The 26,565-nt window shown below is 63.5% G+C and carries 28 protein-coding genes; 18 read left to right on the top strand and 10 right to left on the bottom strand.

What is annotated here, in order from left to right; translation table 11 throughout:
* The first annotated feature begins 52 nt into the window (after positions 1 to 52).
* From madL to mdcH, 4 genes are read left to right on the top strand one after another with little or no spacing between them, the layout of a single operon-like run.
* The gene (gene madL, locus IGS58_RS14095; protein WP_230521773.1) at positions 53 to 481 is read left to right on the top strand and encodes a malonate transporter subunit MadL; all 429 of its coding nucleotides are present in this window, start codon (positions 53 to 55) and stop codon (positions 479 to 481) included.
* Positions 474 to 1,238 (top strand): malonate transporter subunit MadM, encoded by a 765-nt coding sequence (gene madM / locus IGS58_RS14090; protein ID WP_034781494.1) that lies wholly within the window; start codon positions 474 to 476, stop codon positions 1,236 to 1,238. The genes madL and madM overlap by 8 nt, the downstream gene beginning before the upstream one ends.
* Positions 1,238 to 1,855, top strand: a complete 618-nt coding sequence (locus IGS58_RS14085) for a malonate decarboxylase holo-ACP synthase (protein WP_230521772.1) — start codon at positions 1,238 to 1,240, stop codon at positions 1,853 to 1,855. Before madM ends, IGS58_RS14085 begins: the two co-directional genes overlap by 1 nt.
* Positions 1,852 to 2,790, top strand: a complete 939-nt coding sequence (mdcH, locus tag IGS58_RS14080) for a malonate decarboxylase subunit epsilon (protein ID WP_230521771.1) — start codon at positions 1,852 to 1,854, stop codon at positions 2,788 to 2,790. Before IGS58_RS14085 ends, mdcH begins: the two co-directional genes overlap by 4 nt.
* On the opposite strand, the gene IGS58_RS14075 is transcribed toward mdcH, so the two are convergent.
* Positions 2,787 to 5,117 carry a TonB-dependent receptor gene (locus IGS58_RS14075; RefSeq protein ID WP_230521770.1) on the bottom strand — a complete coding sequence of 777 codons (2,331 nt, stop codon included), beginning with the start codon at positions 5,115 to 5,117 and terminating at the stop codon, positions 2,787 to 2,789. The two genes, mdcH and IGS58_RS14075, sit on opposite strands and share 4 nt — an antisense overlap.
* Before the next feature lie 320 nt (positions 5,118 to 5,437).
* Positions 5,438 to 6,685, bottom strand: a complete 1,248-nt coding sequence (locus tag IGS58_RS14070; protein WP_230521769.1) for a PepSY-associated TM helix domain-containing protein — start codon at positions 6,683 to 6,685, stop codon at positions 5,438 to 5,440.
* A 250-nt stretch (positions 6,686 to 6,935) separates the two neighbouring features.
* On the opposite strand from IGS58_RS14070, the gene IGS58_RS14065 reads away from it, so the two are divergent.
* The 9 genes from IGS58_RS14065 (at position 6,936) to IGS58_RS14025 (ending at position 13,102) form a co-directional block, all read left to right on the top strand.
* A complete protein-coding gene (locus IGS58_RS14065) occupies positions 6,936 to 7,766 on the top strand; it encodes an alpha/beta fold hydrolase (protein WP_230521768.1) in 831 nt (276 codons plus the stop codon).
* A gap of 11 nt (positions 7,767 to 7,777) precedes the next feature.
* A complete protein-coding gene (locus IGS58_RS14060; protein ID WP_230521767.1) occupies positions 7,778 to 9,313 on the top strand; it encodes a hybrid sensor histidine kinase/response regulator in 1,536 nt (511 codons plus the stop codon).
* Positions 9,314 to 9,339: 26 nt separating this feature from the next.
* Complete coding sequence (locus IGS58_RS14055) at positions 9,340 to 9,513, top strand: hypothetical protein (protein ID WP_230521766.1); 174 nt, start codon at positions 9,340 to 9,342, stop codon at positions 9,511 to 9,513.
* Between the two features lie 84 nt (positions 9,514 to 9,597).
* On the top strand, positions 9,598 to 10,269 hold the full coding sequence (locus IGS58_RS14050) for a hypothetical protein (RefSeq protein WP_230521765.1): 672 nt from the start codon (positions 9,598 to 9,600) through the stop codon (positions 10,267 to 10,269).
* A 67-nt stretch (positions 10,270 to 10,336) separates the two neighbouring features.
* Positions 10,337 to 10,855: a hypothetical protein gene (locus IGS58_RS14045; RefSeq protein ID WP_230521764.1), complete on the top strand. Its 519-nt coding sequence runs from the start codon at positions 10,337 to 10,339 to the stop codon at positions 10,853 to 10,855.
* Between the two features lie 17 nt (positions 10,856 to 10,872).
* Complete coding sequence (locus tag IGS58_RS14040) at positions 10,873 to 11,358, top strand: hypothetical protein (RefSeq protein ID WP_230521763.1); 486 nt, start codon at positions 10,873 to 10,875, stop codon at positions 11,356 to 11,358.
* 15 nt (positions 11,359 to 11,373) lie between these two features.
* Positions 11,374 to 11,778, top strand: a complete 405-nt coding sequence (locus IGS58_RS14035; RefSeq protein ID WP_230521762.1) for a hypothetical protein — start codon at positions 11,374 to 11,376, stop codon at positions 11,776 to 11,778.
* A gap of 60 nt (positions 11,779 to 11,838) precedes the next feature.
* The gene (locus IGS58_RS14030) at positions 11,839 to 12,282 is read left to right on the top strand and encodes a hypothetical protein (protein WP_230521761.1); all 444 of its coding nucleotides are present in this window, start codon (positions 11,839 to 11,841) and stop codon (positions 12,280 to 12,282) included.
* A 121-nt stretch (positions 12,283 to 12,403) separates the two neighbouring features.
* Positions 12,404 to 13,102, top strand: a complete 699-nt coding sequence (locus IGS58_RS14025) for an aspartate/glutamate racemase family protein (RefSeq protein ID WP_230521760.1) — start codon at positions 12,404 to 12,406, stop codon at positions 13,100 to 13,102.
* A gap of 47 nt (positions 13,103 to 13,149) precedes the next feature.
* Here IGS58_RS14025 and IGS58_RS14020 read toward each other — a convergent pair whose 3' ends face one another.
* The 3 genes from IGS58_RS14020 to IGS58_RS14010 form a co-directional block, all read right to left on the bottom strand.
* Positions 13,150 to 14,367, bottom strand: coding sequence for an MFS transporter (locus IGS58_RS14020; protein ID WP_083299622.1), 1,218 nt, complete (start codon positions 14,365 to 14,367; stop codon positions 13,150 to 13,152).
* Between the two features lie 294 nt (positions 14,368 to 14,661).
* Positions 14,662 to 15,078 (bottom strand): SRPBCC family protein, encoded by a 417-nt coding sequence (locus IGS58_RS14015; protein WP_230521759.1) that lies wholly within the window; start codon positions 15,076 to 15,078, stop codon positions 14,662 to 14,664.
* Between the two features lie 19 nt (positions 15,079 to 15,097).
* Positions 15,098 to 16,114 (bottom strand): aldo/keto reductase, encoded by a 1,017-nt coding sequence (locus tag IGS58_RS14010; RefSeq protein ID WP_230521758.1) that lies wholly within the window; start codon positions 16,112 to 16,114, stop codon positions 15,098 to 15,100.
* A 102-nt stretch (positions 16,115 to 16,216) separates the two neighbouring features.
* Between IGS58_RS14010 and IGS58_RS14005 the strand changes: the two genes are divergently transcribed.
* Complete coding sequence (locus IGS58_RS14005; protein WP_070256201.1) at positions 16,217 to 17,119, top strand: LysR family transcriptional regulator; 903 nt, start codon at positions 16,217 to 16,219, stop codon at positions 17,117 to 17,119.
* Here the strand turns inward: IGS58_RS14005 and IGS58_RS14000 are convergent.
* The 3 genes from IGS58_RS14000 to IGS58_RS13990 all read right to left on the bottom strand — a co-directional run bounded on the left by IGS58_RS14000 (position 17,116) and on the right by IGS58_RS13990 (position 18,713).
* A complete protein-coding gene (locus tag IGS58_RS14000) occupies positions 17,116 to 17,589 on the bottom strand; it encodes a DUF6328 family protein (protein WP_070256198.1) in 474 nt (157 codons plus the stop codon). The two genes, IGS58_RS14005 and IGS58_RS14000, sit on opposite strands and share 4 nt — an antisense overlap.
* Positions 17,590 to 17,662: 73 nt before the next feature.
* Positions 17,663 to 18,391 (bottom strand): hypothetical protein, encoded by a 729-nt coding sequence (locus IGS58_RS13995; RefSeq protein ID WP_230521757.1) that lies wholly within the window; start codon positions 18,389 to 18,391, stop codon positions 17,663 to 17,665.
* Between the two features lie 109 nt (positions 18,392 to 18,500).
* Positions 18,501 to 18,713: a hypothetical protein gene (locus tag IGS58_RS13990; protein ID WP_034751103.1), complete on the bottom strand. Its 213-nt coding sequence runs from the start codon at positions 18,711 to 18,713 to the stop codon at positions 18,501 to 18,503.
* 292 nt (positions 18,714 to 19,005) lie between these two features.
* Here IGS58_RS13990 and IGS58_RS13985 point away from each other — a divergent pair, with 292 nt between their 5' ends.
* A complete protein-coding gene (locus IGS58_RS13985; protein WP_051991132.1) occupies positions 19,006 to 19,392 on the top strand; it encodes a YidB family protein in 387 nt (128 codons plus the stop codon).
* Positions 19,393 to 19,444: 52 nt separating this feature from the next.
* On the opposite strand, the gene IGS58_RS13980 is transcribed toward IGS58_RS13985, so the two are convergent.
* Together IGS58_RS13980 and IGS58_RS13975 are read right to left on the bottom strand one after the other, a co-directional pair.
* Positions 19,445 to 20,470 (bottom strand): LacI family DNA-binding transcriptional regulator, encoded by a 1,026-nt coding sequence (locus IGS58_RS13980; protein ID WP_230521756.1) that lies wholly within the window; start codon positions 20,468 to 20,470, stop codon positions 19,445 to 19,447.
* 253 nt (positions 20,471 to 20,723) lie between these two features.
* On the bottom strand, positions 20,724 to 22,799 hold the full coding sequence (locus IGS58_RS13975; RefSeq protein WP_230521755.1) for an Ig-like domain-containing protein: 2,076 nt from the start codon (positions 22,797 to 22,799) through the stop codon (positions 20,724 to 20,726).
* Positions 22,800 to 22,978: 179 nt separating this feature from the next.
* On the opposite strand from IGS58_RS13975, the gene IGS58_RS13970 reads away from it, so the two are divergent.
* From IGS58_RS13970 to IGS58_RS13960, 3 genes are all read left to right on the top strand, one after another.
* Positions 22,979 to 24,229: an Hsp70 family protein gene (locus IGS58_RS13970; protein ID WP_034781446.1), complete on the top strand. Its 1,251-nt coding sequence runs from the start codon at positions 22,979 to 22,981 to the stop codon at positions 24,227 to 24,229.
* A gap of 119 nt (positions 24,230 to 24,348) precedes the next feature.
* On the top strand, positions 24,349 to 24,978 hold the full coding sequence (locus tag IGS58_RS13965) for a 3'-5' exonuclease (protein WP_230521754.1): 630 nt from the start codon (positions 24,349 to 24,351) through the stop codon (positions 24,976 to 24,978).
* Between the two features lie 175 nt (positions 24,979 to 25,153).
* Complete coding sequence (locus IGS58_RS13960; RefSeq protein ID WP_070279859.1) at positions 25,154 to 26,542, top strand: tetratricopeptide repeat protein; 1,389 nt, start codon at positions 25,154 to 25,156, stop codon at positions 26,540 to 26,542.
* The last annotated feature ends 23 nt before the right edge of the window (positions 26,543 to 26,565 follow it).

Genomic DNA, 26,565 nt, shown 5'->3' with positions numbered 1-26,565 from the left:
GAAACAACAGAGAAGACACCAAGTCATTCCTATTCCTATAACGGAGACAATCATGATCATTTACGGAACCGCATTGCTGGCACTGTGCCATTTGCTCGGCATCTTCCTGGGCGACCTGCTCGGGCAGCTGATGGGCGTCAAGACCAACGTGGGCGGCGTGGGCATCGCCATGCTGCTGTTGATCTGCGCCCGGCTTTACATGCAGCGCCGCGCATGGCTGCCGCAGATGACGGAGCGGGGCGTCGAATACTGGGGCGCCATGTATATTCCCGTGGTGGTGGCCATGGCGGCGCAGCAGGATGTGGTGGCGGCCCTGCGCGGCGGGCCGGTGGCCGTGCTGGCCGCCATCGGTTCCGTGCTCGTTTGCGGCGCCGTGATTTCGCTGATTAACCGTTCGGAAAGCCCTGCCGCCATCGCTGCTGCTGAAGTCGACCGCGTGCAAGCCGACTCCATGTTGATGAAGGAGCACCGTCATGCTTGAAATCTTTGAAAAAGCCGCCATCCACAATGGCCTGGTGACGGCCTTCGCCTTTGTCGGCCTGATCATGCTGCTGTCGATCGCCCTGTCGAAGTACCTGACCTTCGGCCGCGTGCACGGCTCGGCCATCGCCATCGTGATCGGCCTGGGCCTCGCTTACTGGGGCGGCGTGCATAGCGGCGGCCACAAGGGCCTGGCCGATTTGTCGCTGTTCGGCGGCATCGGCCTGATGGGTGGCGCCATGCTGCGCGACTTTGCCATCGTCGCCACGGCCTTCGAAGTGCAGGCGACGGAAGCGCGCAAGGCTGGCCTGATCGGCTTGGTGGCGCTGGTGCTGGGCGTGGTGCTGCCCTTCCTCGTTGGCGCCGGTGTCGCCTATGCCTTTGGCTATTCGGACGCCGTCAGCATGACCACCATCGGCGCCGGCGCTGTCACGTACATCGTCGGCCCCGTCACGGGCGCGGCCATCGGCGCCAGTTCCGACGTCATGGCATTGAGCATTGCGGCGGGCCTGATCAAGGCCATCCTGGTGATGGTGGGCACGCCCGCCGCGGCGCGCTTTTTGCGCCTGAAAACGCCGCGCTCGGCGATGGTGTTCGGCGGCCTGGCCGGCACCGTCAGCGGCGTGTCGGCCGGCCTGGCCGCCACGGACCGCAAGCTGGTGCCGTATGGCGCGCTGGTGGCCACGTTTCACACGGGCCTGGGCTGCTTGCTGGGACCGTCCTTGCTGTTCTTTGCCGTCAAGGCGGTGGTGGCCTGATGGAAGCCTGGCGCGCGCATGATTTGCTGTGGCTGGACGGCGTGCCGGAAGGCGCATCCTTGCCCGCCTGGCTGGACGCGGCCTGGCTGCGGGCCGCGCCGCTGGTGGTGCGGCGCGCCAGCACGGCGCCCGGGCGCATTCCCGTGGGCATGCGCGGTATGCTGCGCAGCGAGCGGCATGCGTGCGAAGTGGACGCGGCCGACGTCGTGCGTAGCGTCACGCCGGAAATGCTGGCGCGGCTGGCGCACACCCCGTCGTCCGGTTTTGACTGTACTGCGCTCGATGCGCTGCGGGAAGTGGCGCCGCTGCTCGACGCCACGGGCTGGGCCTGGGGGCCAACGGGCGGCGTGGGATTCGCCCTGGCGAGCAGCTTGCCCGTGCTGCGCGCCGACAGCGACCTCGATCTCGTGCTGCGCATCGCCGCGCCGCCGGACGCCGCGCAGGCCGGCGCCTTGCGCGCCATCGCGGCGACTGTCACGGCGTGCCGGCTGGATCTGCAGATCGACACGGGCCATGGCGGCTTTGCGTATGCCGAGTGGGCGGCGGGCCGGGGCAAGGTCTTGCTGAAAACGGATCACGGTCCCGTGCTGACGGCCACGCCATGGGAGATGGCATGAGCGTGCTATTTACCTTTCCCGGCCAGGGCGCCCAGTATCCGGGCATGCTGCATGCGCTCCCCGACGACCTGGCTGTGGCTGGGGCTTTGGCCGAAGCGGCGGACGTGCTGGGCCACGATTCCCTGGCGCTGGACACGGTTGTCGCGCTGGCGTCGACGCGGGCGGTGCAACTGTGTTTGCTGATCGCGGGCGTGGCCATGGCGCGTTCCCTGGCGGCGCGCGGCGCGCGGCCTGACATGCTGGCCGGTTTTTCCATCGGCGAGTATGCGGCGGCCGTCGTCGCCGGCGCGCTCGATTATGCGGATGCCTTGCGCCTCGTGGCGCGGCGCGGGGAGCTGATGGAGCAGGCATATCCCAACGGCTACGGCATGGCGGCCATCATCGGGCTTGATCTGGCGCAACTCGAACCCGTGCTGGCCGAGGTGCACGGCGCCGCTACGCCCGTGTATGTCGCCAACCTGAATGCGCCGCGCCAGATCGCCATTGCCGGCAGCGAAGCCGCCTTGCAAGCCGTGATGGCGCTGGCCCTGGCGCACGGCGCCAGCAAGGCCAAGCGCTTGGCCGTCGGCGTGCCGTCGCATTGCCCGTTGATGGAGGCCGCCGCGGGCGACATGGCCGCCGCCTTCGAGGGCGTGGCCCTGCGCCGGCCATCGCTCGTCTATCTGAGCAGCAGCGCGGCGCGCGCGCTGTTCGACCCGGCCCGCATCCGCGACAGCCTGGCGGCAAACATGGCCCAGCGCGTACAGTGGAGCAGTACCGTGCGCCTGGCGTGGGAGCGGGGTGCCCGGCTGGCGCTGGAAATGCCGCCCGGCAGCGTCCTTACGCGGCTGACGGCGCCCGACTTCACGGACGGCGTGGCCATCTGCTGCGACGGCAACCGGGGCGACAGCCTGCTGGCGCTGGTACAGCGGGAGCGCAACGGCGCCGTGCCTTAAAGCCTGGCGCTCAATCCAATCTGGAATCCACGGCCCGGCAAGGGCGCGATGTATTTCAGTGGAGAATTGTGCGGCCGGGCATCGTCATCGAGCAGATTGGTGCCGCTGATGAACACGTCGATGCCTGCAAACGGCGAGTTCGGCACCTGCAGCGCGCGGCTCACCTGGAAGTTCACCATGGTGTAGCCGTCGAGCGGCACTTCCTCGCTGACGCTCTTGCCCAGGTACTTTTGCTTGTCATACCGGGTGCCGGACAGCCTGGCCTTCCACCCCATGTTTTCCCACAGCAGATTCGCGCCATAGCGGTTGGTGGGCATGTTGGACAGATACGCGCCATCGTTGTGCGCGCGCAGCTTGTCGGGGTTGTCCGCCTTGTTCTTGACCAGGTCGGCAAATGCGGACAGGTTCAGTTTTCCGTAGCTGCCAAGCTGTATGACCTGGGAGGCGTCGATCTCGAATCCCTTGACCGTCGTATCGGTCTGCTTCCAATATTTCAAAGGCAGGCGATTGGCCATCTGGGCTCCCGAGTGGCCAAGGTAGAGATAGTTCTCGTACTTCATGACATAGCCCGTTGCCGACATGGCAAAGCCGCGATTGCCGAACAGGGCAGTGAGTTCGGTACTTCGAGCGCGCTCCGCCTTCAAGTCCTGGTTGCCTTCTTCCTGGGTCATGATCGAATAGTGACGGTTGCTTGCATACAACTCATTGACGTCGGGTGCTCTTTCCGAAGAGGCATAGCGCAGCTTCGCGCCGAACAGCTGGCCCAGCTTGGCCGAGGCCCCCAGGCTATAGCTGTTCAGGCTGAACGACCTGTCCTCGAGTTTGGCATTTTTTGCATTCCTCGATGTCTTGAATCCGCTCTTGCGGAGCTCGTGGTCCACTCTTTCATGGCGGAAGCCCGCGTCGAAGGTGGCCCAGTCGACATCGAGGCTTTCCTTGACGAACAGCGCGCGGCTGGCCGTGCTCGCATCGGGCAGGTAAAGCTGCGGGCCGCTGCCGGCGATATCCCTGGCTTTATGGCTGAGGCCAAGCAAGCCGCTCAAGGGGCCTGCGCGCCGGTGCGCCAGCAGGAGCTCGGCCTGATTGGTGTCGAACTGGTAGTCATTCGCCTTGGCCGCACCGAGGCGTTCTCCCGAGGCATTGTTCAGGCGGGACACGCGTAGTTGCGCGCTTTCAATGTACGCGACGGGGTCGAGCAGATTGGCTTCCAGCGCATATTTATCTTGCTGTATCACCACGCCTACGGGCAGTCCTTCGTCATAGTTCGCGCCGAAAGACTTGTTTTCCATGGAAAAACCCGGCACGCCATACTCGCTATTCTTGGTATCGATGCTGACGGCCACGTAGCCACGGTTGAAAAAGTAGGTGCTGCCGACGGCAAAGTGGGAATTGCTGGCATAGCTGTTGCCCAGGGTGCCGTGGTAGTCGGGGGTCACGTCCTTGTTGATCTTGTTCTGGGTCGTCGACGGCGTACCGGGCACGTAAGCGGGGTTGGCCGGATTGACGTAGGTCTTGCGCTGCCAGACGGACGTCGGCTGATTGGTATAGAAGGAAAAGTCTCCATCTGCCCAGTCCGGATTTTCCGTCATGAACTGGTCGATAAACGGTTCTGAAGCCTTGTTGTAGATTTGCTGAATGCGCGCTTCCTTCTGGCAACTGTCGGCCAGGAAGGTATTCACGCCGCCCTTCAAGGGAAACAGCTGGCTGTTGCACACGCTGGCCTTGCTGTTGCCGGGAATATCGTAATGCCCGATCTTCTGGAAGGACAGTTGCAGATTCGTCGAGAAGTGCTTGCCATCGTTGAAGTTCATGCGCAAGCCCTGGGCATTGGCATCGTTGAAACCCTTGCGCAGGACAAATTCCAGGTCCTTTTCCTTGCTTTCCATCTTCCTGGAAATGAGGCCGGAATCCACGTCGACGCTGCCGCCAATCGCATTGCCGCCGAAACGCACGGCGTCCGACGATTTGTTGACGGTCGCGCTGCGCGCAAACAGCGGATCGAACGGGATGTTGATGTCGCCGCTGAGCGCATTCATGCCGAGGATGGACTGGCCATCCTCGAGGATCTGCACGCGGCTGCCGCTCAGGCTGCGTATCACCGGCGCGCCCGCATTCGGCCCGAAGGCGCTGCTTTGCACGCCCGAGACATGTTCGAGCATGCCGCCCAGGGTCCGGTTCTGGGCTTGCGTATTCTCGACGAGGACGACGCTGTCGATGGTGGAAGGCCGGTCTGCCCGGACCTTGATGGTCTGCAAGGTAACGTCCTCTGCCGCGTAAGCGTTCTGGATACTGGACAGGATGGCGGCTGCAAGTACGTGATGGCGCATATGACTCTCTAAAAAAGGCGGAAGGTGGGGCTGGCGCTGGACGCAGGCGCCGTGCAAATGGTAAATGCAATTGAGTTGCAATAATAACTTGCGCGTAATGCTATTGCAAGTAAACTGCATTTAAGGGCGATGGAAGCAAGGAAGGGGACGTTGCCTGGCTGGCGCACGGAAAGCGCGCAGCGCAGACAGCCGGCATGTGCCGGCTACTGTGGAGCAAAGTGCGGAGGTGCGAAGGCGTTACGCGTTGCGCGTTGCGCGCGTGCGGCGCAGGCTGGATGAGTCCGCCTGCGCCGTTATGGAGTCGCGGCTTCAGGTGACTGTCAACGGCTCCTCGCCTGCAGCCGGCGCGCGCGCCGTTTCCTCTCCCAGATGACGATGCCCGTCACGGAAAGCATGGCCACCATCACGCCCATGAAGGACATCATGATGCGCCCGGGCAAGCCGAGGATGCGGCCCGAATGCAGGGGGAACTGCAGTTGCACGAAGACGTCGGCGGCCGTACCTTCCCACGGCTTGTGCTGGCCGATGATGCTGCCATCCATGCCGTCTACGTACAGGTTCGACAGGCCCATGCCGGCCGCGCCGAATTCGTCGGCGGGGTCGAAGAAGGAGACGTTGTAGAACGAATAGTTGCCGCCATAATAAATGCCGCCGATGGGCGAGGTGATGCCGCGCTGCGCGGCCTGCTTTTTGGCGATCTCCACCGCCTGCTCGAAACCGATCACGGGCGTGATATACGTGCCGTAGGGCGCCGGCGTCTGCGTTTCGTACGGCCCCGGCGTGGTGGTGGAGACCAGCGACATGACGGGATAAAACACTTCACGGTACAGGTTCAGCGAGAACGATGTAAATGCGACGACAATAATGATTATCCACACCCACAGGCCGCCCGCCCGGTGCAGATCGAAATTGAGCTTGTAGCCGCCAGCCGCCCAGCGCACCACCCACGACGGTTTCCACCGTTGCCACCAGCTGGCGGCGTCGCGGTGGCGCGGAGTTTCGTCTTGCGCGCGCGGGCGCAAGCGGCGCGGCGTGGTCAGGTAGAACGCCACCATGCTGTCGAGCAGCCAGATCAGGGCGACGCTCCCCATCAGCCAATAGCCCCAGCGGTCCGTGCCCCAGAAGGCGGGCACGTGCAGGCTGTAGTGCAGATGGCGCAAGAACGGCATCAGGCTGCGGCGCGACAGCGAAATGGCCGTCGAATCGCGCGTGCCCGTGATCTGCGCCGTCACGGGGTCGATGTAGACGGTGTTGTAGTCGAGCACGAACGGCTTGTTCGTCGTCGGATCGGTTAGCGGGCGCACCATGAAGGCGGCCGCGTGGCCTTCTTCCAGGCCCAGGGTCATGTAATTGACTTCCACGCGCGGATCGGCGGCAGCGACTTTTTGCGCCAGCGCAAATGGTTGCTGCAGGGGGCCGCGGCCCGGCGTGTCCATGATGTCGGCGTTGAGCCATTCATCCAGTTCATGGTCCCACGACGTGACGGCGCCCGTGAGGCCGGCAACGATGAGGAAGAGGGCGATGGTAAGACCGGCCCAGCGGTGTATGACAGTCCAGAAAGCGCGCATGCGGTACAAACCTTCAACATAAAACCGGCTTGTTGCCGCCAGCGGGCGCCACCGGGGCGCACAGGGAAAAGCCAAATATGGGCCGAGTGCAGGCCTGACATTTTTGATAATGGGAATCGTTCTCATTATCCGCCGTGGCGCAGCGTTTGTCCAGCGCCAATGGTGTTGCCCAATGTTAAATAGCGCATGCTAAGATGCTAGCAAGAAGTTAATTTACATTCCATGTGGAAATATTCAAGGCTGAAGCGGCATGCGCATAGAAGATAGGAACAATGTCCGCATTAGCGAACGCAGCGGTGCACCGCAGGCGGGCGCGGCAGCTACCATGGTGTTCATGCACGGCTTTGGCTGTGATCAAACCATGTGGCGCTACCTGGAACCGCTGTTTCGTGCGCGCTACCGCACCGTGCTGTTCGACCTGGTCGGCAGCGGCGCTTCGGACCTGGCCGCCTATGATTTCGATACCTATGCGCGGCTCGACGCGCATGGGGCCGATTTGCGCCAAGTCATCCATGCGGTCGGCGGCGGCCCCGTCATTTGCATCGGCCATTCGGTCAGCGCCATGAGCGCCTTGCTGGCGACGATCGCCGAGCCGGATCTGTTCGCCGCGCAAGTCATGCTGGCGCCGTCGCCGTGCTATGTCGACGATGCGGCGGCCGGCTACCGGGGCGGCTTCAGCCGTGCCGATATCGATGACTTGCTCGATGCCATGGAGAGCAATTACCTGGGCTGGTCCGCCGGCATGGCGCCCGCCATCATGGGCGCGCCCGGCCAGCCGGCGCTGGGGCAAGACCTGGTGAACAGTTTTTGCCGCACGGATCCGGCCATCGCCCGGCATTTCGCGCAAACCACTTTTTTGTCCGACCACCGCGCCATCTTGCCGCACAACAGCACACCTGCCCTGATCGTGCAATGCAGCGACGATTTCATCGCGCCGCTGCCCGTGGGCGAGTACTTGCGTGAAATGCTGCCGCACAGCAGCCTGCACGTGATCGAGAATGTCGGCCATTGTCCGCACATGAGCGTGCCCGACGCCAGCTACCGCACCATCCGTCATTTTCTCGATGGCCTGCACCTGTAATGCGCGACACGATGCCTTCCCTTCCTGATACCGGTACCCTGTTCCAGCACGCGGCCTGCGGCTTGCTGCTGTGCATGGCCGATGGCACCATCGTGCAGGCGAACGCCACCTTCTGTGGCTGGCTCGGCTATGGCGCCGGGGAGTTGCTCGGGAAAAAGAAATTACAGGATTTGCTGACCATCGGCGGGCGCGTATTCCACCAGACGCACTGGCTGCCCCTGATGCAGGTGCAGGGCAGCGTGTCTGAAATCTTGCTCGACATGCGCCAGCGCCAGGGGCATTCCATCCCCATGCTGTTCAACGCCGTGCGCCGCGTGCACGAGGGCGTGCGCTATGACGAGATCGCCGTCTTTGTCGCCAGTGACCGGCGCAAATATGAACAGCAGCTGCAGCTGGCGCGCAAGGAGGCCGGCGAGCTCAACGAGCAGCTGGCGGCCGCCGACCGGCGCAAGGACGAGTTCCTGGCCACCCTGGCGCACGAGCTGCGCAACCCGCTGGCGCCCATGCGCAATGTGCTGGAAGTGCTGCGCCTGGCGCAGCTGGACGACCCGCAACTGTGCTGGGCGCGGGACGTGCTGGGCCGGCAAGTGGGGCACATGACGCACCTGGTCGACGATTTGATGGAAGTGTCGCGCATCACGCAGGGCCGTCTGGAACTGCGCCGCGCCAGCGTGGAACTGGCGCCCGTGGTCGAAGCGGCCCTGCACAGCGTGGCGGAGCTGGCCGCGCAATCTGGCCACAAGGTGCTCGTGGAGCAATGGCCGCAGCCTATCTGGCTCGACGCCGATGCCACGCGCCTGGGGCAGATGATCGCCAACCTGCTGACCAATGCCGTCAAGTATACGCCCGCTAATGGTGTCATCGGGCTGGAGGTGGCCTGCACGGCTAACGAAGTACACATTACCGTGCGCGATTCGGGCATCGGCATCGCGCCCGGGCACCTGGACAAGGTGTTCGAGCTGTTTTCGCAGCTGGAGCCGGCCCTGTCGCGGGCCCAGGGCGGCCTGGGCATCGGCCTGTCTCTCGTGCGGGGCCTGGCCGAGTTGCATGGCGGCAGCATCAGCGCGCATAGCGATGGCGTGGGGCAGGGCAGCACGTTCGAACTGCGCCTGCCGCTGCCCGCCGTGCCTTTGCTGGCGCCGCCCGAGCCCAACCGTCGCTTGCTGGCCGGCACGCGCGAAGGCAAGGTGCTGGTGATCGATGACAGCGCCGACGCGGCCGAAAGCCTGGCGCTGGCGCTCGATATCCTCGGCTACGAAGTGCGCACGGCCTACGACGGCACGGCCGGCATGGAGGCGGCGCACAGCTTCATGCCGCAAGTGATATTGCTCGACATCGGCTTGCCGCACATGAATGGCTACGACGTGGCGCGGCTGCTGCGCAGCGAGCCCTGCGGCCAGCACGCCATCCTCGTGGCCGTCACGGGCTGGGGCCAGGACAAGGACCGCCAGATGGCGTCCGATGCGGGCTTTGATTTGCACCTGACCAAGCCCGTGGATTTTTATGAGCTTGATGCGGTGCTGCAAAAGATGCTGCAGGTGGGGTAAGCGATACATGCAGCATAAAACAGCAATTGTTCCAGAGCGTGATCCAGGAAAAATGGGATATCCTTGACTTGTCCGATGGCGCCCGCGCGCTACACGATGCCTTGCTCGATTATGAAGGCGATGGCGTGTATGCAGACCTGCTCATTCCCTGGTTGCACGATCATCCGCATGCGTTGGCCTGGCTGCGTTCATTTGCGTAAAGGCAAGGAAACCCTGTTCCGCCGGCGAGCAAAGAGGAGTTGTGGGCACTGCATGCGTTCAGCCGCATATGCCAGGTGCTGGTCTTGCCCCTGCAACAGGGGCGCGGCAATGGGGAAGGCTGGGCCGGACCGCCGCTGTCGCTCGCTGAGTATGAGGCGTTTGTCGAGGCATTGGGGATGACGGTACTACGGCCGGCACAATTTTCGCCTTTTTATCCTGAGATAGTGGAACTCAAGCCTGCTGAGTCTGCGCGTGCGCCTGCCGCGATCATGGCGTGGAGATGGCCGTGCGTCATGCTTGGCAACATGCTGTTTTCGCGTGGCGGCGTGGATGTCTGCGCCGGCAAGACAGTTTTCAAGCCAGGTATCGCCGATGCATCGACGCTGTACTGGGCTGACCGACGCAAGGGGCGACCTGTCAACGACCTGTCGCATGGGTGGGGTGGCAATTCGCAATGGCGCACGTCTTTCCGCCGGGACTATATCGTGGACGACACGCGATTTTACAATGTCGACGGCAAGCACGATCTGACGGTAAAAACGGCAGATGCAGGGTGCTCCTCGGAGTTGACCTTGGTGGAAAGAGTTGAGCTGCTGACGCAGCGATGCTTGGTCAGCAGCACGAAAGCGCATGATGATCTGTGGCCCTATGACGACTGTTGGCGCGAATCTGCGGATAACGATGGCCTGCCGGGGAGATGGTCGCGCTGGCTGTCATTCGTGCGCGATAGTGGCATGCGCGCAAAAAGAGCTTGAGACATGGGGGGCGGGATGCAACTGAAATATGCTTGGTGTGACCGTTACCGGTAATAGATGGAAAGACATGGAACAACTGACAGAACTTGAAATCGCTGTATTCCAGCTGCGCATGGGATTTGGCCATGCCGACAGCTGCGTAGACTGGGCCGTGGAGCGCTTGCGCCTGGACCAGGAGGGCGACGACCTGAATATCGTGCTGCTGGCCAGCGCCCGCAGCCGCGACGAGGTGCTGCCGCTGGCCGAGGCCATCATCGGACGCTACCGTGGCGACGCGCGCGTGGAGGAGGAATTCCTCGCTGGCAAATACATCGTCGAACTGCGCGCCGCCTACCTGGCAGGCCGCGAAAGCGTGCAGTCGCTCGACGCCAAACTGACGCGCTTGTATCCGGCGCTAGGCTATCCCGACTGGCTGGTCATGCTGAGCCGCAATTGCGAATACGCAATAGACGTATCCGATTTCGAGCAGCCATTCGAGCTGGAATTCGACTACATTGCAAGCTTGTGGGCAGAAGCCGCCGACGTCGGCGCCTTTGAACGGCGGTATGACCGCGAGAGGTCGAACCGGCAGGGCGTGCCCTGCTGAACGGAAGGAGAGTCGCCTTGTTGCCGATACCCGAAGGGGAGTTGAACGCTGAAGACATGGAAGAGTTTGCCAGTTGTTGCCTGGGCAAGCTTTTATTTGTTTTCTCCCGCATCGAATTAAATCTGACGCTCCATCTTGTGGCCATGTCTGCCACCGCCAGGATGGGCGCATCGGAAGCGGCATTGTCGAACTGCCACTTTGCCGGAAAGCTGGATTTTTTCCTGTGCTTCGTCGATGTATTGCATCAGGAGCGCACCGATTTTCTGCGGGCATGCCATGCATGGCATGCGGCAGCGAAGTCAATCAGCCTCAAGCGGAACCGTTTTGCCCATGGCCGCTGGGCCATCCTGCCTTACACGCAGCAAGTGGTGCACGTGAGCGGCTATCCTGGCGGCCATCAGGACGAAGTACGCTATGCACTGGAGGACTTGCGGGCGATTGTGCTGGAGGCGGAAAACGTCCATGCGCAATTGCTTGAACTCATCAACAAGCAACTGTGCTGATACATGATTGAATACATGAAGAAAATCGATATTTTTGTCTGTTCCGAGGCCGAGATGCGCGCATGTGCCAGCTGGCAGGATGCCTTCAATGCGTTTCCCGTCACCGGCATCACCTTGCCAGGGGAACTCGACTTTGCGTCACTGGCGCAATTGCTGACCCAGTCGGCAGAACATGCGCTGCGGCCCCTGCGGACCGAGGGGCGTGACATTTATGTATTCAATGATGCGATTGCGCAGGCGATCGGCCGGATGGCGGATGACGATCTGCTGGAGCTTGCCGTGGCATGGTCCAGAACGGCGCCATGGGCGGGTATCGATGTTCAGCCATTCGACCTGGCCGGATTTCTCCTGGAATTGAAATCGAACTGGCATCGGTCTGCCACGCCGGACAAGGCGTTGTTTGCGTGGGTAGATGCGTAAGGTGCGGCGGCATTGTGGCGGATGTCTGATGGCTCGCTGCCGCCACATCAGGGCAGGGCGATGAGTCATAGGGAATCGCTGTGCGCGCTGGGACTCAGCGAAGCCATGCTGCGTCATCTGGATGGTGACAGCGTTGCGCCGCCAATGGATTACCGTTGCCAGGCGGCGCGCGCGTGGCGATCCTCGCCCATTGCCGGGCGTGGCATCGTACCCCTGTGGGAATGCGGCATGGTGCTCGATTACTTCAATCCTGCCAATGGCCGCTTCGAGCGCTGCAGCCTGGAAAATATTGACGAGGTGTGGTGCAGCTATGTATCGCTGCAAGGCTTACTGGCAGAACTATTTCTTAATGCATACGAGGATGAGGTGGATGACGCCGCGCTGTGCGCCTGCGCCAGCCTGTTCGGCTTCCATGCGATACAGCGTTTGCTGGCGGCGGCTAACGCGGGAACGGGCTACAAGCAATGGCGTGCAGGCTTTGGCGCGAGCTGCATGGACCATTAAGGGGACTGGTGCGCCATCGTTGATATGCTTCACTTCTGACAGTCCTGTCCGCTTGCATCGCTGCAGATAAATTGATATATCTCAACGTATAATTTGCGCAATTCTTTTCGCTGGGAATAATGTGCAAAACAAGACTATCGGTTTACTTGGCGGCATCGGCTGGGCCTCGACCCTGGAATACTATCGGCTCATCAATGAAATGCTGGTGGCGCGCATCGGACCCGCGCACAGCGCGCGCATCATGCTGGTCAGCATGGACCAGGCCGATTTCGTTGCGCACGCGGCGCAGCCCGATTCGCATGCCATCGAACAATTTCTGATCGGCGAAGGGCTGCGCCTGCGAGACATGGGCGCGGACTTCTTCCTGCTGTGCGCGAATGGCGCGCACCGCTTCGCGCCGGCCGTCGTGCCGCGGATCGGCTTGCCTTTTATCAGTATCGTCGAGGAAACTGCGAAGCGGGTGCAGCAGTCGGGTGTGCGCAAGGTCGGCTTGCTGGGCGTTAAACAGACCATGACGGGGCGCTTTTATCACGATGCGCTGGAGAAGTTGGGCATCACGACCGTGACGCCCGATGAGGCCGACCAGGAAATCTTGCACGACATTATCTACAAGCAACTGGTGCAGAATATTGTTACCGACGCCAGCCGGAACATTTTCCTTGAGATCATCGAGAAACTGCGGCTGCAAGGCGTGCAGGGCGTGATTCTGGGCTGTACGGAGATTCCATTGCTGGTCAAGCCCGGCGATGTCGATTTGCCGCTATTTAATACCACGGCGATTCATTGCGAGGCGGCAGTGGCGTTTGCCAACGAAGACTAGATGCTCGCACATGAGCGGCGCCCGCAAGGGGGGCCGCTCATTCACCATCAAGCCGGCTGCGCGCCGCTCACATTGCGGCTGCGATTTTCCACCAGCACGGAAATGCCGAGCACGACGATGCCGCCGCAGGCCAGCATGGCGCCGACCCAGCCCGTCGAGCGCAGGCCCATGCCCATGGCGATGGCGATGCCGCCGGCCCAGGCGCCCAGCGCGTTGGCGATGTTGAAGGCGGAATGGTTGAGGGCGGCGGCCACGGTTTGCGCGTCGCCGGCCACGTCCATCAAGCGCGTCTGCACGGCCGGGGCGACGGCGATGCCGGCGCCGATGGCGAACAGGTTGATCGCCGTCAACCAGACATTGCTGCTGGTATAGGTAAAGGCGGCCAGGGCGGCCACGTTCCACAGCAGCACGCCGAAGATGGTCCACAGGCGCGAGCGGTCGGCCAGCCAGCCGCCGATCAGATTACCCACGGTCATGCCGATACCGATAATGGCCAGCAAGATGGAAATGACCAGGGGCGACACTTTTGTCACTTCCAGCAGGGTTGGCGTGATAAACGTGTAGACGGCGAACATGCCGCCGAAGCCGATCGCCACCATCAGCAGGGTCAGCCACACTTGCAGGCGGCGGAAGACGCCCAGTTCGCGGCGCGGGCTCGAATCGCCGGCAGCGACCATGGGCACGAAGATGCGCACCATCAGCATGGTCAGCAAGCCCAGCGCGGCGACCAGCAAAAAGGCCGAGCGCCAGCCCAGGGTCTGGCCGATATACGTGGCCAGCGGCACGCCAAAGATATTTGCCACGGTCAAGCCCATCAGGACGCGGGCCACGGCCTGGCCACGCCGGTCCGGTTCGGCCAGGGCGGCCGCCACCAGCGCCGCTACGCCAAAGTACGCGCCGTGCGGGATGCCGGCCACGAAGCGGGCGACGACCAGCAAGCCATAGTTAGGGGCGATAGCGCTGAGCAAGTTGCCGCCAGCGAACATCAGCATCAGACAGATCAGCATCAAACGGCGCGGCATGCGCGCCAGGAAGATCGTGATCAGGGGCGCGCCGATGACCACGCCCAGCGCGTAGGCGCTGATCATGTGGCTCATCTGCGGCAAGGTCGTGCCCAGGTCGTCGGCCACCACGGGCAGGATACTCATGGAAGCGAATTCGCCCGTGCCGATGGCGAGGCCGCCGATGGCCAGGGCCAGGTCGGCATAGCCAGCGCCAAAAGGCGCGGTGACGCGCGGAATCAGGGGATCTACGGAGGCGTGCATGTTCTTGTTAGTTGGGTAAAGAATGACAGGGCGGAGGGGCGCGCAGTGGCCCAGCCGGAAGTGGCAATGCGCCACCAGAATCGACGGATGGCCGGTATTTTCGGGTTAGAAGAGCTGCCCAAAGACAACATTGTAAGAGATTCGGGCAAGCTCTGCAGGGCGCTGGCTAAAATCTGCTGCACTGCACACAACAGCGTTTGCTCTTGTTGTTAACGATAACACGGAATCTGCGCGATTCCGCCACAGGGAGAGCGAAGAAAGCCTGGCTGTGGCGGAAATGGTCTTCCTTGCGTATTACTTCGCTAACGATTGCTGCAGCGCTTCCAGTCCCGCCACATAAATGCCGTGGAACAGCTCCGTCACTTCCTGCTCGCTCACGCCAACGGGCGTGAAGCGGCCCGACCAGGTGACCCGCGCGCCGTCGCTGCCGGCAATCGCGCTCACTTGCAGGGTCGACAGGTAATCGGTGGCGGGAAACGGCGCCTGCAGGATGGAATAGCTGTAGCTGCGCGCTGCATTGTCGTACGCTTCCAGCCGCTCGACGATGACGTCGCCGGCCGGGTTGGCCAGGTGGCGGATGCGGCCCCCGTCGCTTAACGTGCTGCTGGGAATATAGGGCAGCCAGTCGGGCAGCGAATTGAAGCCGCCGATCAGTTGCCACACTTGTGCCGGTGTGGCGGCGATGTCGATCGAAGTAGTCGTGTGTGCCATGATGAATTCCTTGTCTATATCAGAGAGGGCTACCGGGCAGGGGCGCGAAAGCCGACACCAGCTGCTCGGCGCGCATGTCTTGCCAGAATGTGGCGGGGATGACGCTGTTCAAGGCTGCCAGGTCTTCGGCCAGGCGTTCCGGACGGCTGGCGCCGGGGATCACGGCGGCCACGGCCGGATTGGCCAGGGAAAATTGCAGGGCGGCCGCCTTCACGCTGACGCCGTGGCGTGCGGCAATGGACTTGATGCGTTCGACTTTGGCAATGATCTCGGGCGAGGCTTTCTGGTATTCGAAGTGCGCGCCACCAGCCAGGATGCCTGAACTGTAGGGGCCGCCCACGACGATGTCGACGTTCTGTTTTGCCGCGGCCGGCATCAGCCGTTGCAGCGCCCGTTCATGGTCGAGCAGGGTGTAGCGGCCGGCCAGCAGGAAGGCGTCCGGCTGGGCTTCGGCCAGGTCCAGGGTCAGTTCCAGCGGTTCCACCTTGTTCACGCCCACGCCCCAGGCCTTGATGACGCCTTCTTCGCGCAAGCGGGTCAGCACGCGGAAGGCGCCCGTGCGGGCAATCTCGAATTGCGCCAGCCAGTTGTCGCCATGAAAATCCTGGGCGATGTCGTGGACCCAGACGATATCGAGGTGGTCCGTATCCAGGCGTTTCAAACTGTCTTCGATCGAACGCAGGGTGGCGTCGGCCGAGTAGTCATCGACAATCTTGTTCTTGCGGCCAAATTCGAACAGGCCGCCTTTTTCGCCCAGTTCGCGGGCGGCGGGGTCTTCCAGTTCATCGAGGATCAGCCGGCCGACCTTGGTGCTGAGCACGTAATCGTCGCGGCGGCGCTGCTTCAGGGCGGCACCCAGGCGCAGCTCGGCCAGGCCGGCGCCGTAGAACGGGGCCGTGTCGAAGTAGCGGATGCCCGATTCCCACGCCGCGTCGACGGTCGCCAGCGCTTCCTGTTCCGGAATGTTGCGGAACATATTGCCCAGCGGCGCCGTGCCGAAACCCAGTTTGCCTGTCAGTAAGTGTTTGATTGTCATGATGTTTTCCTTCAATGTGTGGATCAGTGAAGACAGAATAGCTGGACAAGTTAAGCCTGTCCAAGACATAATTGGCGTAACTTGAGTCCTGAAAGGTCTGACGTGCTGGACATACGCCAATTGCAATACTTCATCGCCGTCGCCGAGGAAGAACACGTGGGACGGGCCGCCGAGCGCCTGCATATTTCCCAGTCGCCGCTGAGCCGGCAAATCGCCCAGCTCGAAGACAGGCTGGGCCTGACCCTATTCGAGCGCAGCGCCCAGCGCATCCGCCTGACGCGCGACGGCCATACCTTCCTGGCCGAAGCGCGCGCGTTTATCACCCACGGGAACCGCCTGGAAGCACTGGCGAAACGGCTGGGACGCGGCGACGAGGGTGGCCTGTGCATAGGCTACATCGAAAACGCCATGCATGCGGGCGTGTTGCCGGACGGCTTGCGCGCCTTGCGAGCCACGCGGCCGCAAGTGCACATCGCCCTGTACAACCTGCATTCGGCCGAGCAGATCGAAGGCTTGCGCCAGCGCAGCCTCGATATCGCGCTGCTGTGCGAGCCGCCGCTGCCGAACGACCCGGACCTCGATTGCGCGCAAGTGCTGAGCGACCCCATGCTGCTGGCCTTGCCGGAAACGCACCCGCTGGCGCACAAGGCCGAGCTGACCCCGGACGATCTGGCAGGCGAGGAATGGATTGCCGTGCTGCACAAGGAAAGCGTGCTGAAACACGATAATTTCATCGCCGCCTGCGCGCGCGCCGGTTTTACGCCCGATATCCGCATGGAAGCAACAGAGCCGCTGACGGCGCTGGGCCTGGTGGCGGCCGGGCTGGGCATGGCCATGATCCAGCACAGCCTGCGCCAGCACGCGCCGGCCGGCGTCGTCGTAAGGGAATTGCCGTGGTTCAGCTACCGCACGCCCCTGTGGCTGGCCTGGCACAAGGTCAATTTGCGTCCGCTGGTGGGGATTTTCCGGGAAACCTTGCTGCAGCAGGCGAGCGTAGCCGCCTAGATTTTCCTCGCGTGTTTCAAGTGCAAAGGCAACCACCACCACATGCAAATGATGAGCGCTCCCATCAGCACGCAGGCGATGATGCCGGCGACGTGGCCGAACACTTCCGACATCACCAGGTTGGTGCCTAAGATAAACGCCAGCGCCAGGGAAAAGGCGCCGCACATCATGATGCGGTCGGCCACGCGCTTGAAACGCTCGCGGTCTTGCAGGGGGCGCATCACGCGGTGCTGGATGGCTGGCGCGCTGAGCAGTACCAGGCTGGTCATGGACAGGAAAAACGTCAGCAGGAAGACGATTTTTTCCGCCTGCACGATCTTCGCGAAGCCGCCGTTGAAGGGCAGGATGATGAGGAAGGCCGTCAGCATCTGCGCGCCCGGCAAGAGGATGCGCAATTCGCTGAGCAGGTCGGACAAGTCACCTGCATCGCCTGGCTGGTCATTTTCATCCTGGTGTTGCGCTGTTGGCATGGGACCGTCCTCGTGATGGTAATGGAACCAGTCTACCCGGCAGTGCCTTGCCCGACTGTGGGCGGGCGCACCTTCAGAAGCATTGCATGCCGCGCCCAGGCAGGCGGGCGGCGTATTCGCGCAGCCGCCACAGCGGTGTCGAGACGATGGCCGTGGCGCTGTGCGAGGCGTCGTGGCCGCAATGGCCGCAACTGTGGCGACGGTGCGGTGCCAGCGCGAAGTCGCCCAGGTCCAGGTGCGGGTGGCTGCAGCGGGCGCAGTCGCTGCAAGCGAGCGGCACGCCAGCCTGCAGCGCGGCGGCGAACGCCTGCGCGGCGGGCGGCGTGATATTCAGTTGCACTATGTCGGGAGGAAACAGGCCGGGCAGGGCGCGGCAGTCGATGGCCAGCGCGGCCGCGTCGCGCGCAAGCAGGGCGCCGCCGTCATTGGCCCGGGCGCGCAGTTGCAGCAGGCCATCATTGCCCAGGCGCAGGATGCTGGCGTGAAATTGCGTGGGGTCGAACAATTCCGGATACAGCACATAGCCCATGGGGCTGGCGTGCTGGCGGCAACGCATGGGCTGTGTTGCTTGCCAGCCGACCAGATCGGCTTGCGTGCCCCAGTAGCACTGGTGCGTGCGGCACCAGTGGCGCGCCGCGCCGTTGCGAAATTTTCCAGCGGGCAGCAGATCGCACAGGACGATGGCGTCCAGCCCCGCACCGGCGCGAAAGTGGCCCGTGATGTGGGATGTGGTGACGGCAAGATGGCCTGTGCTCGCTTGCAGGGGCCAGCAGATGCCGGGCAGGGTCAGCGGCGTTGCCAAGGGCGCCTCCCGGCGGCTATCGCCTTGCCAGCCGCTGGCTGTCTGGAATGAAAAAGCCCGCCGATTCGGGCGGGCTGTGCTGACGGGGATGCCAAAAGCATGGCCCGGTCTATTCTTCCGTATCGGCCAGGGTGACGATGGCGCGCGCCCATTTCGAGTATTTCAGGTTCGCCAGATCGCGCACGGTCTTGATATTGAATGCCTGCTTGAGCAGCTCCGCATCCTTCTCGCTCACGCCTTGCAGCGCGTCGACGGGGGCATCAGCGATTTCCTTGAACGTCTTTTTTTCGTAAGCCTTGTCTACCGCTTTATTGATGTTCATATGTTGATACTCCTCAGTAAGTAGGAAAATTAATTCTACACGTTTTTGCGCACGATCAATTTACGCTTGCAAGTTGTGCCGAACTAAATATGATGGAGGTGGGCGCCTCGACAGTGAGGCCGTCTGTGCGTTCGCCTTGGGATTGTAATTATGTCACTGTTATTATTCATAGTATAATGATTTCCGTGGCGGAGAATGGTCTGCGCCATACCGACGCCGCAGTCACGCGGCACTAATCGATAGCGTTCAGGAGAATACGATGAGTTTGCTAGACCAACTTGCAGGACAGGCGATGAGCGCTTTGGGCAATAAAAGTGCTGACGGGGAAGCCCCATCGGGATTGATGGCCAGCGTGATGGACCTGGTCAACCAGCATGGCGGCTTGCCCGGCCTGCTGCAGAAGTTCCAGGAAAGCGGCCTGGGCGACCAGGTGGCCAGCTGGATCGGCACCGGCGCCAATGCGCCCGTCTCCGGCGAACAGATCAAGGATGCGCTCGGCAGCGACACCATCACCCAGATCGCTGAAAAAGCGGGCGTCGCACCGGACGCGGCCTCGGGCGGCCTGGCAGCCTTGCTGCCCCAGCTGATCGACAAGCTGACGCCCGATGGTCAGGTGCCGGAAGGCAATGACCTCGTCAGCCAGGGCTTGAATATGCTCAAGGGCAAGATCTTCGGCTGATCAACCGATGCGGCAACAAAAAACCTCGCAGCGATGCGGGGTTTTTTTGTTTTCAGGCGGCGGCCATCATGCCGAAGTGGGGCTGCTCAGCAGTCAGCCGCGCCGTACTCCCCTCGACCAGATACGAGCAATACCGTCTCCGCTCGGCGATGCCGCCGCGCCGCTCCATCAGTTCACCCAGCATGGCGACGGCATCGGTGGCCATCTTTTGCACGGGCTGGCGCAGGGTGGTGATGTCGTAGCTGAGCCAGCCGGACGCTTCCAGCGCATCGAAGCCGGCCACCGACATCTGCAGCGGCACCTGGATACCCATCTGGTGGCGCGCCGTGTCCAGGCAACCGATGGCCATGATGTCGTTGCCGCAAATGACGGCATCCGGCACGCGGCCCAGGCGGTCGATGACCTTGCGCAAGCCGCGTCCGCCGCTGGCATAGTCGTAGTTGCCGCTGACGACGATGGGCGCGGGCAAGCCCAGGGTCAGCAGCCGGTCCAGCATGCCAGCCTTGCGTTCCTGCGCGACGGCCGAGTCGCCGGGGCCGTCGATGATGGCAAACTGGCGGTGGCCCGCTTCGGCCAGGCGCGAGACGAGCAGGCGCGCCGCTTCGGCCTGGTCGCACAGTACGGCGTGCACGGCGTGCTCGCGCGGGCTGCGGTTGAACAGCACCAGCGGCACGTCGCGCCGGCCGAATTCAGCCATCTGCTCGTCCGACAGGCAGGTGGCCACGACAGCGCCGTCGACCTGGTATTGCCACACATCGCACAAGACCTTGCCGATGTCTGCTTCGCGCTCCAGGGTAAACAATAAGAGACGCTTGCCCAGGCGGGCGATTTGCTGGCTCAGGTCGGACAACACTTGCGGATAGTACAGATTGGCCAGGTTGGAAATGATGACGGCCACCAGGTTCGAGCGGCGCGTGATCAGGCTGCGCGCGGCCGCGTTCGGGATGTAGTCGAGGGTGATGGCCGCCTGCATGACCTTGGCATGGGTGGCGGGCGAGATGCTGGCGCCCGGCTTGAAGCAGCGTGACACGGCCGATTGCGACACGCCGGCCAGCAGGGCCACGTCATACGAGGTCACGCGTCGTCCGGCGCCGGGTATGGCGCGGGTGGTGGTGATGGGTGTCCGGGCTACAGTATTCTTTTTTCGCATATTGGTCTGGCAAGCAACCTGTCTCAAAGTATTCCTGCAGGCCCGGCCGCTTGTGGCGGCCTGGGCGGGCAGAATGAGCATAGCGCAAAAGATTGCCTTATGGCAAGACTGCATGCTTATTCACGCTTATTGTTCATGTTGCAAAAAAATATGACTGAATGGCAAGTGCTCGGGCAGCCTCTCAATCGCTGCTGTCGCACGGCCCGCTGCCATAGGGGCTGAGGCGTCCCGGCGGATCCACGCGGCGGGCGCTGAAATCGCTGGCCAGGGTAGGCAATGGCCATTCCGCCGTGGCGCTCGCTTCCGTGCCGCTGACGGTGCCCCGCACAGTCAGGACGACGTCCACCCAGGAACCGTAGTTGCGCGGATAGCTGACGGTGACGGTGGCCATGCCCAGCGCGTCGCTCAAGCCGCTGGCGCTGACGGTCAGGGGGATGCCCGGATCGAGCACGCCATTGCCGTTGCGGTCGTAGGCGGCGTCAAATATGCCGTTGCGCAAGACGTCTTCGTTGGCGCAGCTGTAGAGGGGCAGGGCCAGGCGCCAGATGCCCGTGTCGGGGAATTCGGGCTTGTCCGCCTGCCACACGTAAGATCCCTTGGCGTAGCGGCTGGGCCAGGCGGCGGCCGTGATGGCGACGCCGGGCACGGCATTGCCGGCGCTGTCGGACACGAATACGGCAAAGTCCTTCTGCAGCACGCTGGCCGAATGCTCGCGCAGCAGGCTGCCCGTGCCCAGCTTGATCGACAGCGCTTGCCGGGCCACCGTCAGGCGCACGAGGGCCGTGGCCGCCGCCTGCGGCGCACCCTCGATGCGGGCCTGGATCAACACGCCGTCGCGGCCGCTGTCTGCCGGCCCCGCCACATACACGGCGCGCGCCAGGCCGTCGCTGCCCGTCAGCACCCGGCCCGCCTGCCGTAGATAGCCGCCGCTGGGGTCGCTCAAGATACTGAACAGCACAGGCGCGTTCTTGACCAGGTTGTTGACGGCGCCATCGCGCACGACGGCGCTGATTGTGCTGATACTTGTGCTGACGTTGTCGGCGGGCACGCCATTGCCGGGATTGGCCCGCAGCACGGCCGGGTCCGCTTGCACGGCCAGCTTGCTGGCAGGACTCAATGGCGCGATGAATTCCAGCCGCGTCTGCGCCGTGGGCCCGCCTGCCACGGCGGCCGTGATGGTGGCCACGCCCGCGTTGGCCGATTGCACGTAGCTGCGCGGCAAGTTGCCATTGCTGAAAATCAGGCTGGCAGGCAAGGCCTGGCTGCATGCGCTGTCCGCAAACAGGCTGCCGCGCGAGGTCGCCAGGCTGGCGCTGCCCGCTTGCGCCACGCCCGCCCTGTCATAGCGCGCGTCGATGGGCTGGCACGCCAGGGTGGCGATCTCGGGCAGCACGTCCGCACCGCTGGCGTCCTGGCCCACGGCCGGACTCAGGCGCAAGTCGCTGCCGGCCACGGCATATGCCTGCGTGGTGGCGGCGCCCAGTGCGCTGACGGACACGGCATCCTTGCCCAGGCTGCCCGCCGTCAGGCGCAGCACCAGCTGGCCTTGCGCATTGCTGAGCGCCGCGCCGCCATCCTTGACGCGCACGCCGTTGCCGGCGCCCGTGCTGTAGGCGATGGCGGCGCCGGCCACGGGCTTGCGCGCCGAGTCGCGTACGGTGACGGTGAGGTCGGCGCCCTGGCCCAGCATCAGGGCGGCCGGCCCCAGCACTTCCACGCTGCTGCCCGTGACGGCCACCGTGCCCTTGCCGCTGCGCGTGCCGACATGCGCCGTCACGGTGATGCTGCGGTTGCTGTTGGCGCCGCCGGTCCCCAGCAAGGCGCGCGCCTGGCCGTTCTTGTCCGTTACGGCGTCGACGTTGCCGAGGATGCCGGAATCGGCGGCAAAAGAAATCTTTGCGTTTGGCAAGGCCAGGTTGGCGCCATCCTTGACGAGGGCCGTGACGGCCACTTCGCTGCCGGCCAATCCCGCCGAGGCCAGTTCCGTGCTGGAAAAGACCAGGTTGACGGCGCTGGCCAGGCTGGCCGGCTCGGGTGGCGTGATGGGCGGAATCACGGGTGGCGTCACGGGCGGGGTGACTGGCGGCTTCACGGGCGGCACGGTGGGCGGCGGGCTGCCGCCGCAGCCTGCCGTGCTGTGCAGCGCGCAGCCGGCGCCGGCCTGGGTATCGGCGGAACCGCCGCCGCAGCCGGCCAGGGAAACGAGGAAGGCCGCCAGCAAGGCAGCGGGCAGGTGGCGCAGGCGGGCGAGGGGCACGATGGGTCTCCGGGAGCTGGCCGAGTTGCTCGGCATTAATTTCTCAAGAGTAGCTTTTGCGCGCGGCCGCTACTTGATGCAAAGCAAGTTTATGCTGTTGACCCCGTCGAACGGGTTTTGCTGGTGCAATGGCCTGCCTTCTGATAACATAACGCCCCTTTATTCAGGGAAGGGTCGACATGGCCAATGCTTGCGGCGTCGATTTCGGCACGTCAAATTCCACGGTAGGCTGGGCACGTCCCGGGCAGAGCACCATGCTCGGCCTGGAAGATGGCAAGACGACCTTACCGTCCGTCGTCTTCTTCAATGCGGAAGACGAGGAAGTCAGTTTTGGCCGCGCGGCGCTGGCCGGCTATCTGGCCGGTTACGAGGGGCGCTTGATGCGCTCGCTGAAAAGCTTGCTGGGTACCAGCCTCATCGATGGCCAGACGGAAGTGGGTGGCCGCGCCTTGCCATTTCGCATGTTACTGGCGCAATTCATTGGCGAAGTGAAACGCCGCGCCGAGCAGTCCGCCGGCCGCGAATTCTCGTCCGCCGTGTTCGGCCGTCCCGTCTTCTTTATCGACGACAATGCGCAAGCCGACCAGCTGGCGCAAGACACGCTGGCCGAAGTGGCCCGCTCCGTCGGCTTCAAGGACGTCGCGTTCCAGTTCGAGCCGATTGCCGCCGCGTTCGACTACGAGTCGCAAATCGACAAGGAAGAGCTGGTGCTGATCGCCGACATCGGCGGCGGTACCTCCGACTTTTCGCTGGTGCGGCTGTCGCCGGAACGGGCGAAAAAGACCGAGCGGCGCGACGACATCCTCGCCACCGGCGGCGTGCACATCGGTGGCACGGACTTCGATAAATACCTGAGCCTGTCATCCGTCATGCCCTTGCTCGGCTACGGCAGCCGCCTGCATAACAATAGCGAAGTACCTTCCAGCTATTATTTCAACCTGGCGACCTGGCACACGATCAACCTGGCGTACACCAAGAAGATCTGGGTGCAGCTGGCCGACGTGTGCCGCGATGCGCGTGAGCAAGACAAGATGGGCCGTTTGCAAAAGCTGATCGACGAGCGCGCCGGCCACTGGCTGGCCATGAAAGTAGAAGAGGGCAAGATTGCCCTGTCCGACGCGGCCGAAGTGCAGCTGGAGCTGGACCGCTTGTCGCCCGCGCAAAGCCTGTTGCTCAAACGCACGCAATTCGACGAAGCCATCGGCCACCTGTGCGGTTCCGTGGAAGAAACCGTGCTGCGTCTGCTGCGCGACGCGGGCGTGGCGCCGGAAGCCGTCGATACCGTGTTCTTCACGGGCGGCTCCAGCGGCGTGCGCTTGCTGCGTGAAAAGATCGCCGCCCTGGTGCCGGCCGCGCGCAAGGTCGAGGGCGATCTGTTCGGCAGTATTGGCGCGGGATTGGCGCTGGACGCCGTGCGCAAGTTCGGCTGATAAAATGTGCATGGCGGCGTTGCCGCGTCTTGCCGTACTAGTGTACTGTCTGCGACGCGGCGCCTTGCCCTGCGCATTTTATCGATACCCCCACTGTTGCACCCACGAAAGAGCGCCCCATGAATGTGTTTGACAAACCGATCGTCATGATCGACTTCGAGACGACCGGTTTATCTCCCGACATGGGCGACCGCGTCACGGAAGTGGCGGCGCTTCGCATCGAGGGCGGGCGGATCACGGACCGCTATGTAACCCTGATCAACTGCAATGCGCGCATTCCCTCGTTCATCACGGGCTTGACGGGCATCACGCAGGCGATGGTGGACAAGGCGCCGCCCGTGGCCGAGGTGGTGCCGCAGCTGCTGGATTTTATTGGCAGCGATGCCTTGTCGGCGCACAATGCCAGCTTCGATGAGAAATTCCTGCGCGCGGAAAGCGCCAGGCTGAACCTGACACCGGCGCACCAGTCGCTCGTGTGTTCCCTGAAACTGTCGCGCCGCGTGTTTCCCGGCATGGCCAGCTACAAGCTGGGCTTGTTGTCCAGCCAGTTGGGCATCGCCTTCAAGAGCGCCGCCCACAGGGCCGAGTCCGATGCGGAAGTGGCGGCGCAAGTGCTGATCCATATCGGCCGCCATTTGCGCAGCAGCTATGGCATCGCCGATGTCGACGCGGACTTGCTGGTGTCGCTGAACAAGCTGGCCGCCGCGAAAGTACCGCAATTCCTGCAAAAGCACCCGTCGCGCCGCTGAGCGCCATTCCCCTCTAAGCAGGCTCATCAAAACGATATAATTTTGTTATTTCGTTTGAGCCTGCTCAAGTCCTTCCCCCGCATCGAATTTAAAATTTAAGCAACACACGATTTCGCCGCCCTGGGCCGCCGTTTTGCGCGTGCTGCCGGCAAGCGCAATGTGGATGGGGGCGCACATGGACAAGCACCATACTGCCAGAGATAGCCATCAGGCGTATATCTGGTTCCGCACGGCGGCCGAGCAGGGCAATGCCTACGCCCAGTTCAACCTGGGATTGATGTACAAGAAGGGCGAAGGCGTGGCGCAGGACGATGCGCGCGCCTTTGTCTGGCTACGCCTGGCCGCGTTGCAAGGGCTGGCCTTCGCGCAGAACCACCTGGGCGCCCTGTATTACCACGGCCGCGGCGTGGCGCAGAGCGACGAGGACGCCGTGCTGTGGTTTCGCCGCGCGGCCGCCCAGGGCGATGCCTCGGCCCAGCAAAACCTGGGGCAGATGTACCGCAAGGGACGGGGCGTGCTGCAGAGCGACGAGCTGGCCCTGGCGTGGTTTTACCGCGCCTCCGAACAGGGTGTGGCCAGCGCGCAATCGCTGCTGGGCGAAGCCTATGCGCAGGGGCTGGGGGCGAAAAAGAACGATGCGCTGGCCCTGGCCTGGTTCCGCAAGGCCGCCTTGCAGGGCGATGCGCAGGCGCAGCTGAACCTGGGGCTCGTCTACAAGCGGGGCCAGGGCGTGGTGCAGAGCGATGCGCAGGCGCTGGCCTGGTTCCGCCAGGCCGCTGCCCAGGGCCTGGCGGTGGCGCAGCGGCAACTCGGCGTGGCGTATGCGGAAGGCCTGGGGGTGGCGCCCGACCAGCTGCGCGCGTATGCCTGGTTGCAGCGGGCGGCCGAGCAGGACGACGCCGACGCCCAGTTCAACCTGGGCCTGATGCTGGCGCGCGGCCAGGGCGTGGACAAGGACGAGGCGCGTGCCGTCGTCTGGTACCGGCGTGCCGCCATGCAAGGCCATTGCATGGCGCAATACAATCTGGGTGGCATGTTTGCGGGCGGACGCGGCGTGGGCCGCGACTTGCGCCAGGCACTGGACTGGTACGCCAGGGCGGCGGACCAGGGCGCGTCGAATGCGCAGTTCAACCTGGGCGTGATGTATGCCAATGGCCAGGGTGTGGAGCGCGACGAGGCGTGCGCCGTGCGCTGGTATCGCACGGCCGCCGAGCAGGGCGATGCGAGCGCGCAGAACAACCTGGGCGTCATGTATGCGAACGGCCATGGCGTGCCGCAAGACGATGGCCTGGCCGTGCAATGGTATGCGCGCGCGGCCGGCCAGGGCCATGCTCTGGCGCAATACAACCTGGGCGGCATGTATAACAGCGGGCGCGGCGTGGAGAAGGATCCCGTCTGTGGCTACATGTGGCTGGCACTGGCGGCCGAGGGCGGCGACAGCGGGGCTGCCAGGGCCAGGGAGGCGGCTGGCGCCAGGCTGGAGCCGGCCCAGCTGCAAGAGGCGCAGCAGCGCATGCGGCAATGGCACCAGGTGCGCTTCCCTGCGCGGCCTCCGCGCGACTGAAGCACAGGCACCGTGCGCGCGCG

Source organism: Janthinobacterium sp. EB271-G4-7A, assembly GCF_020858075.1.
In the GTDB taxonomy this organism is placed as follows: Bacteria; Pseudomonadota; Gammaproteobacteria; order Burkholderiales; family Burkholderiaceae_D; genus Janthinobacterium; species Janthinobacterium lividum.
This window is presented reverse-complemented; position numbering and strand designations above follow the sequence as displayed.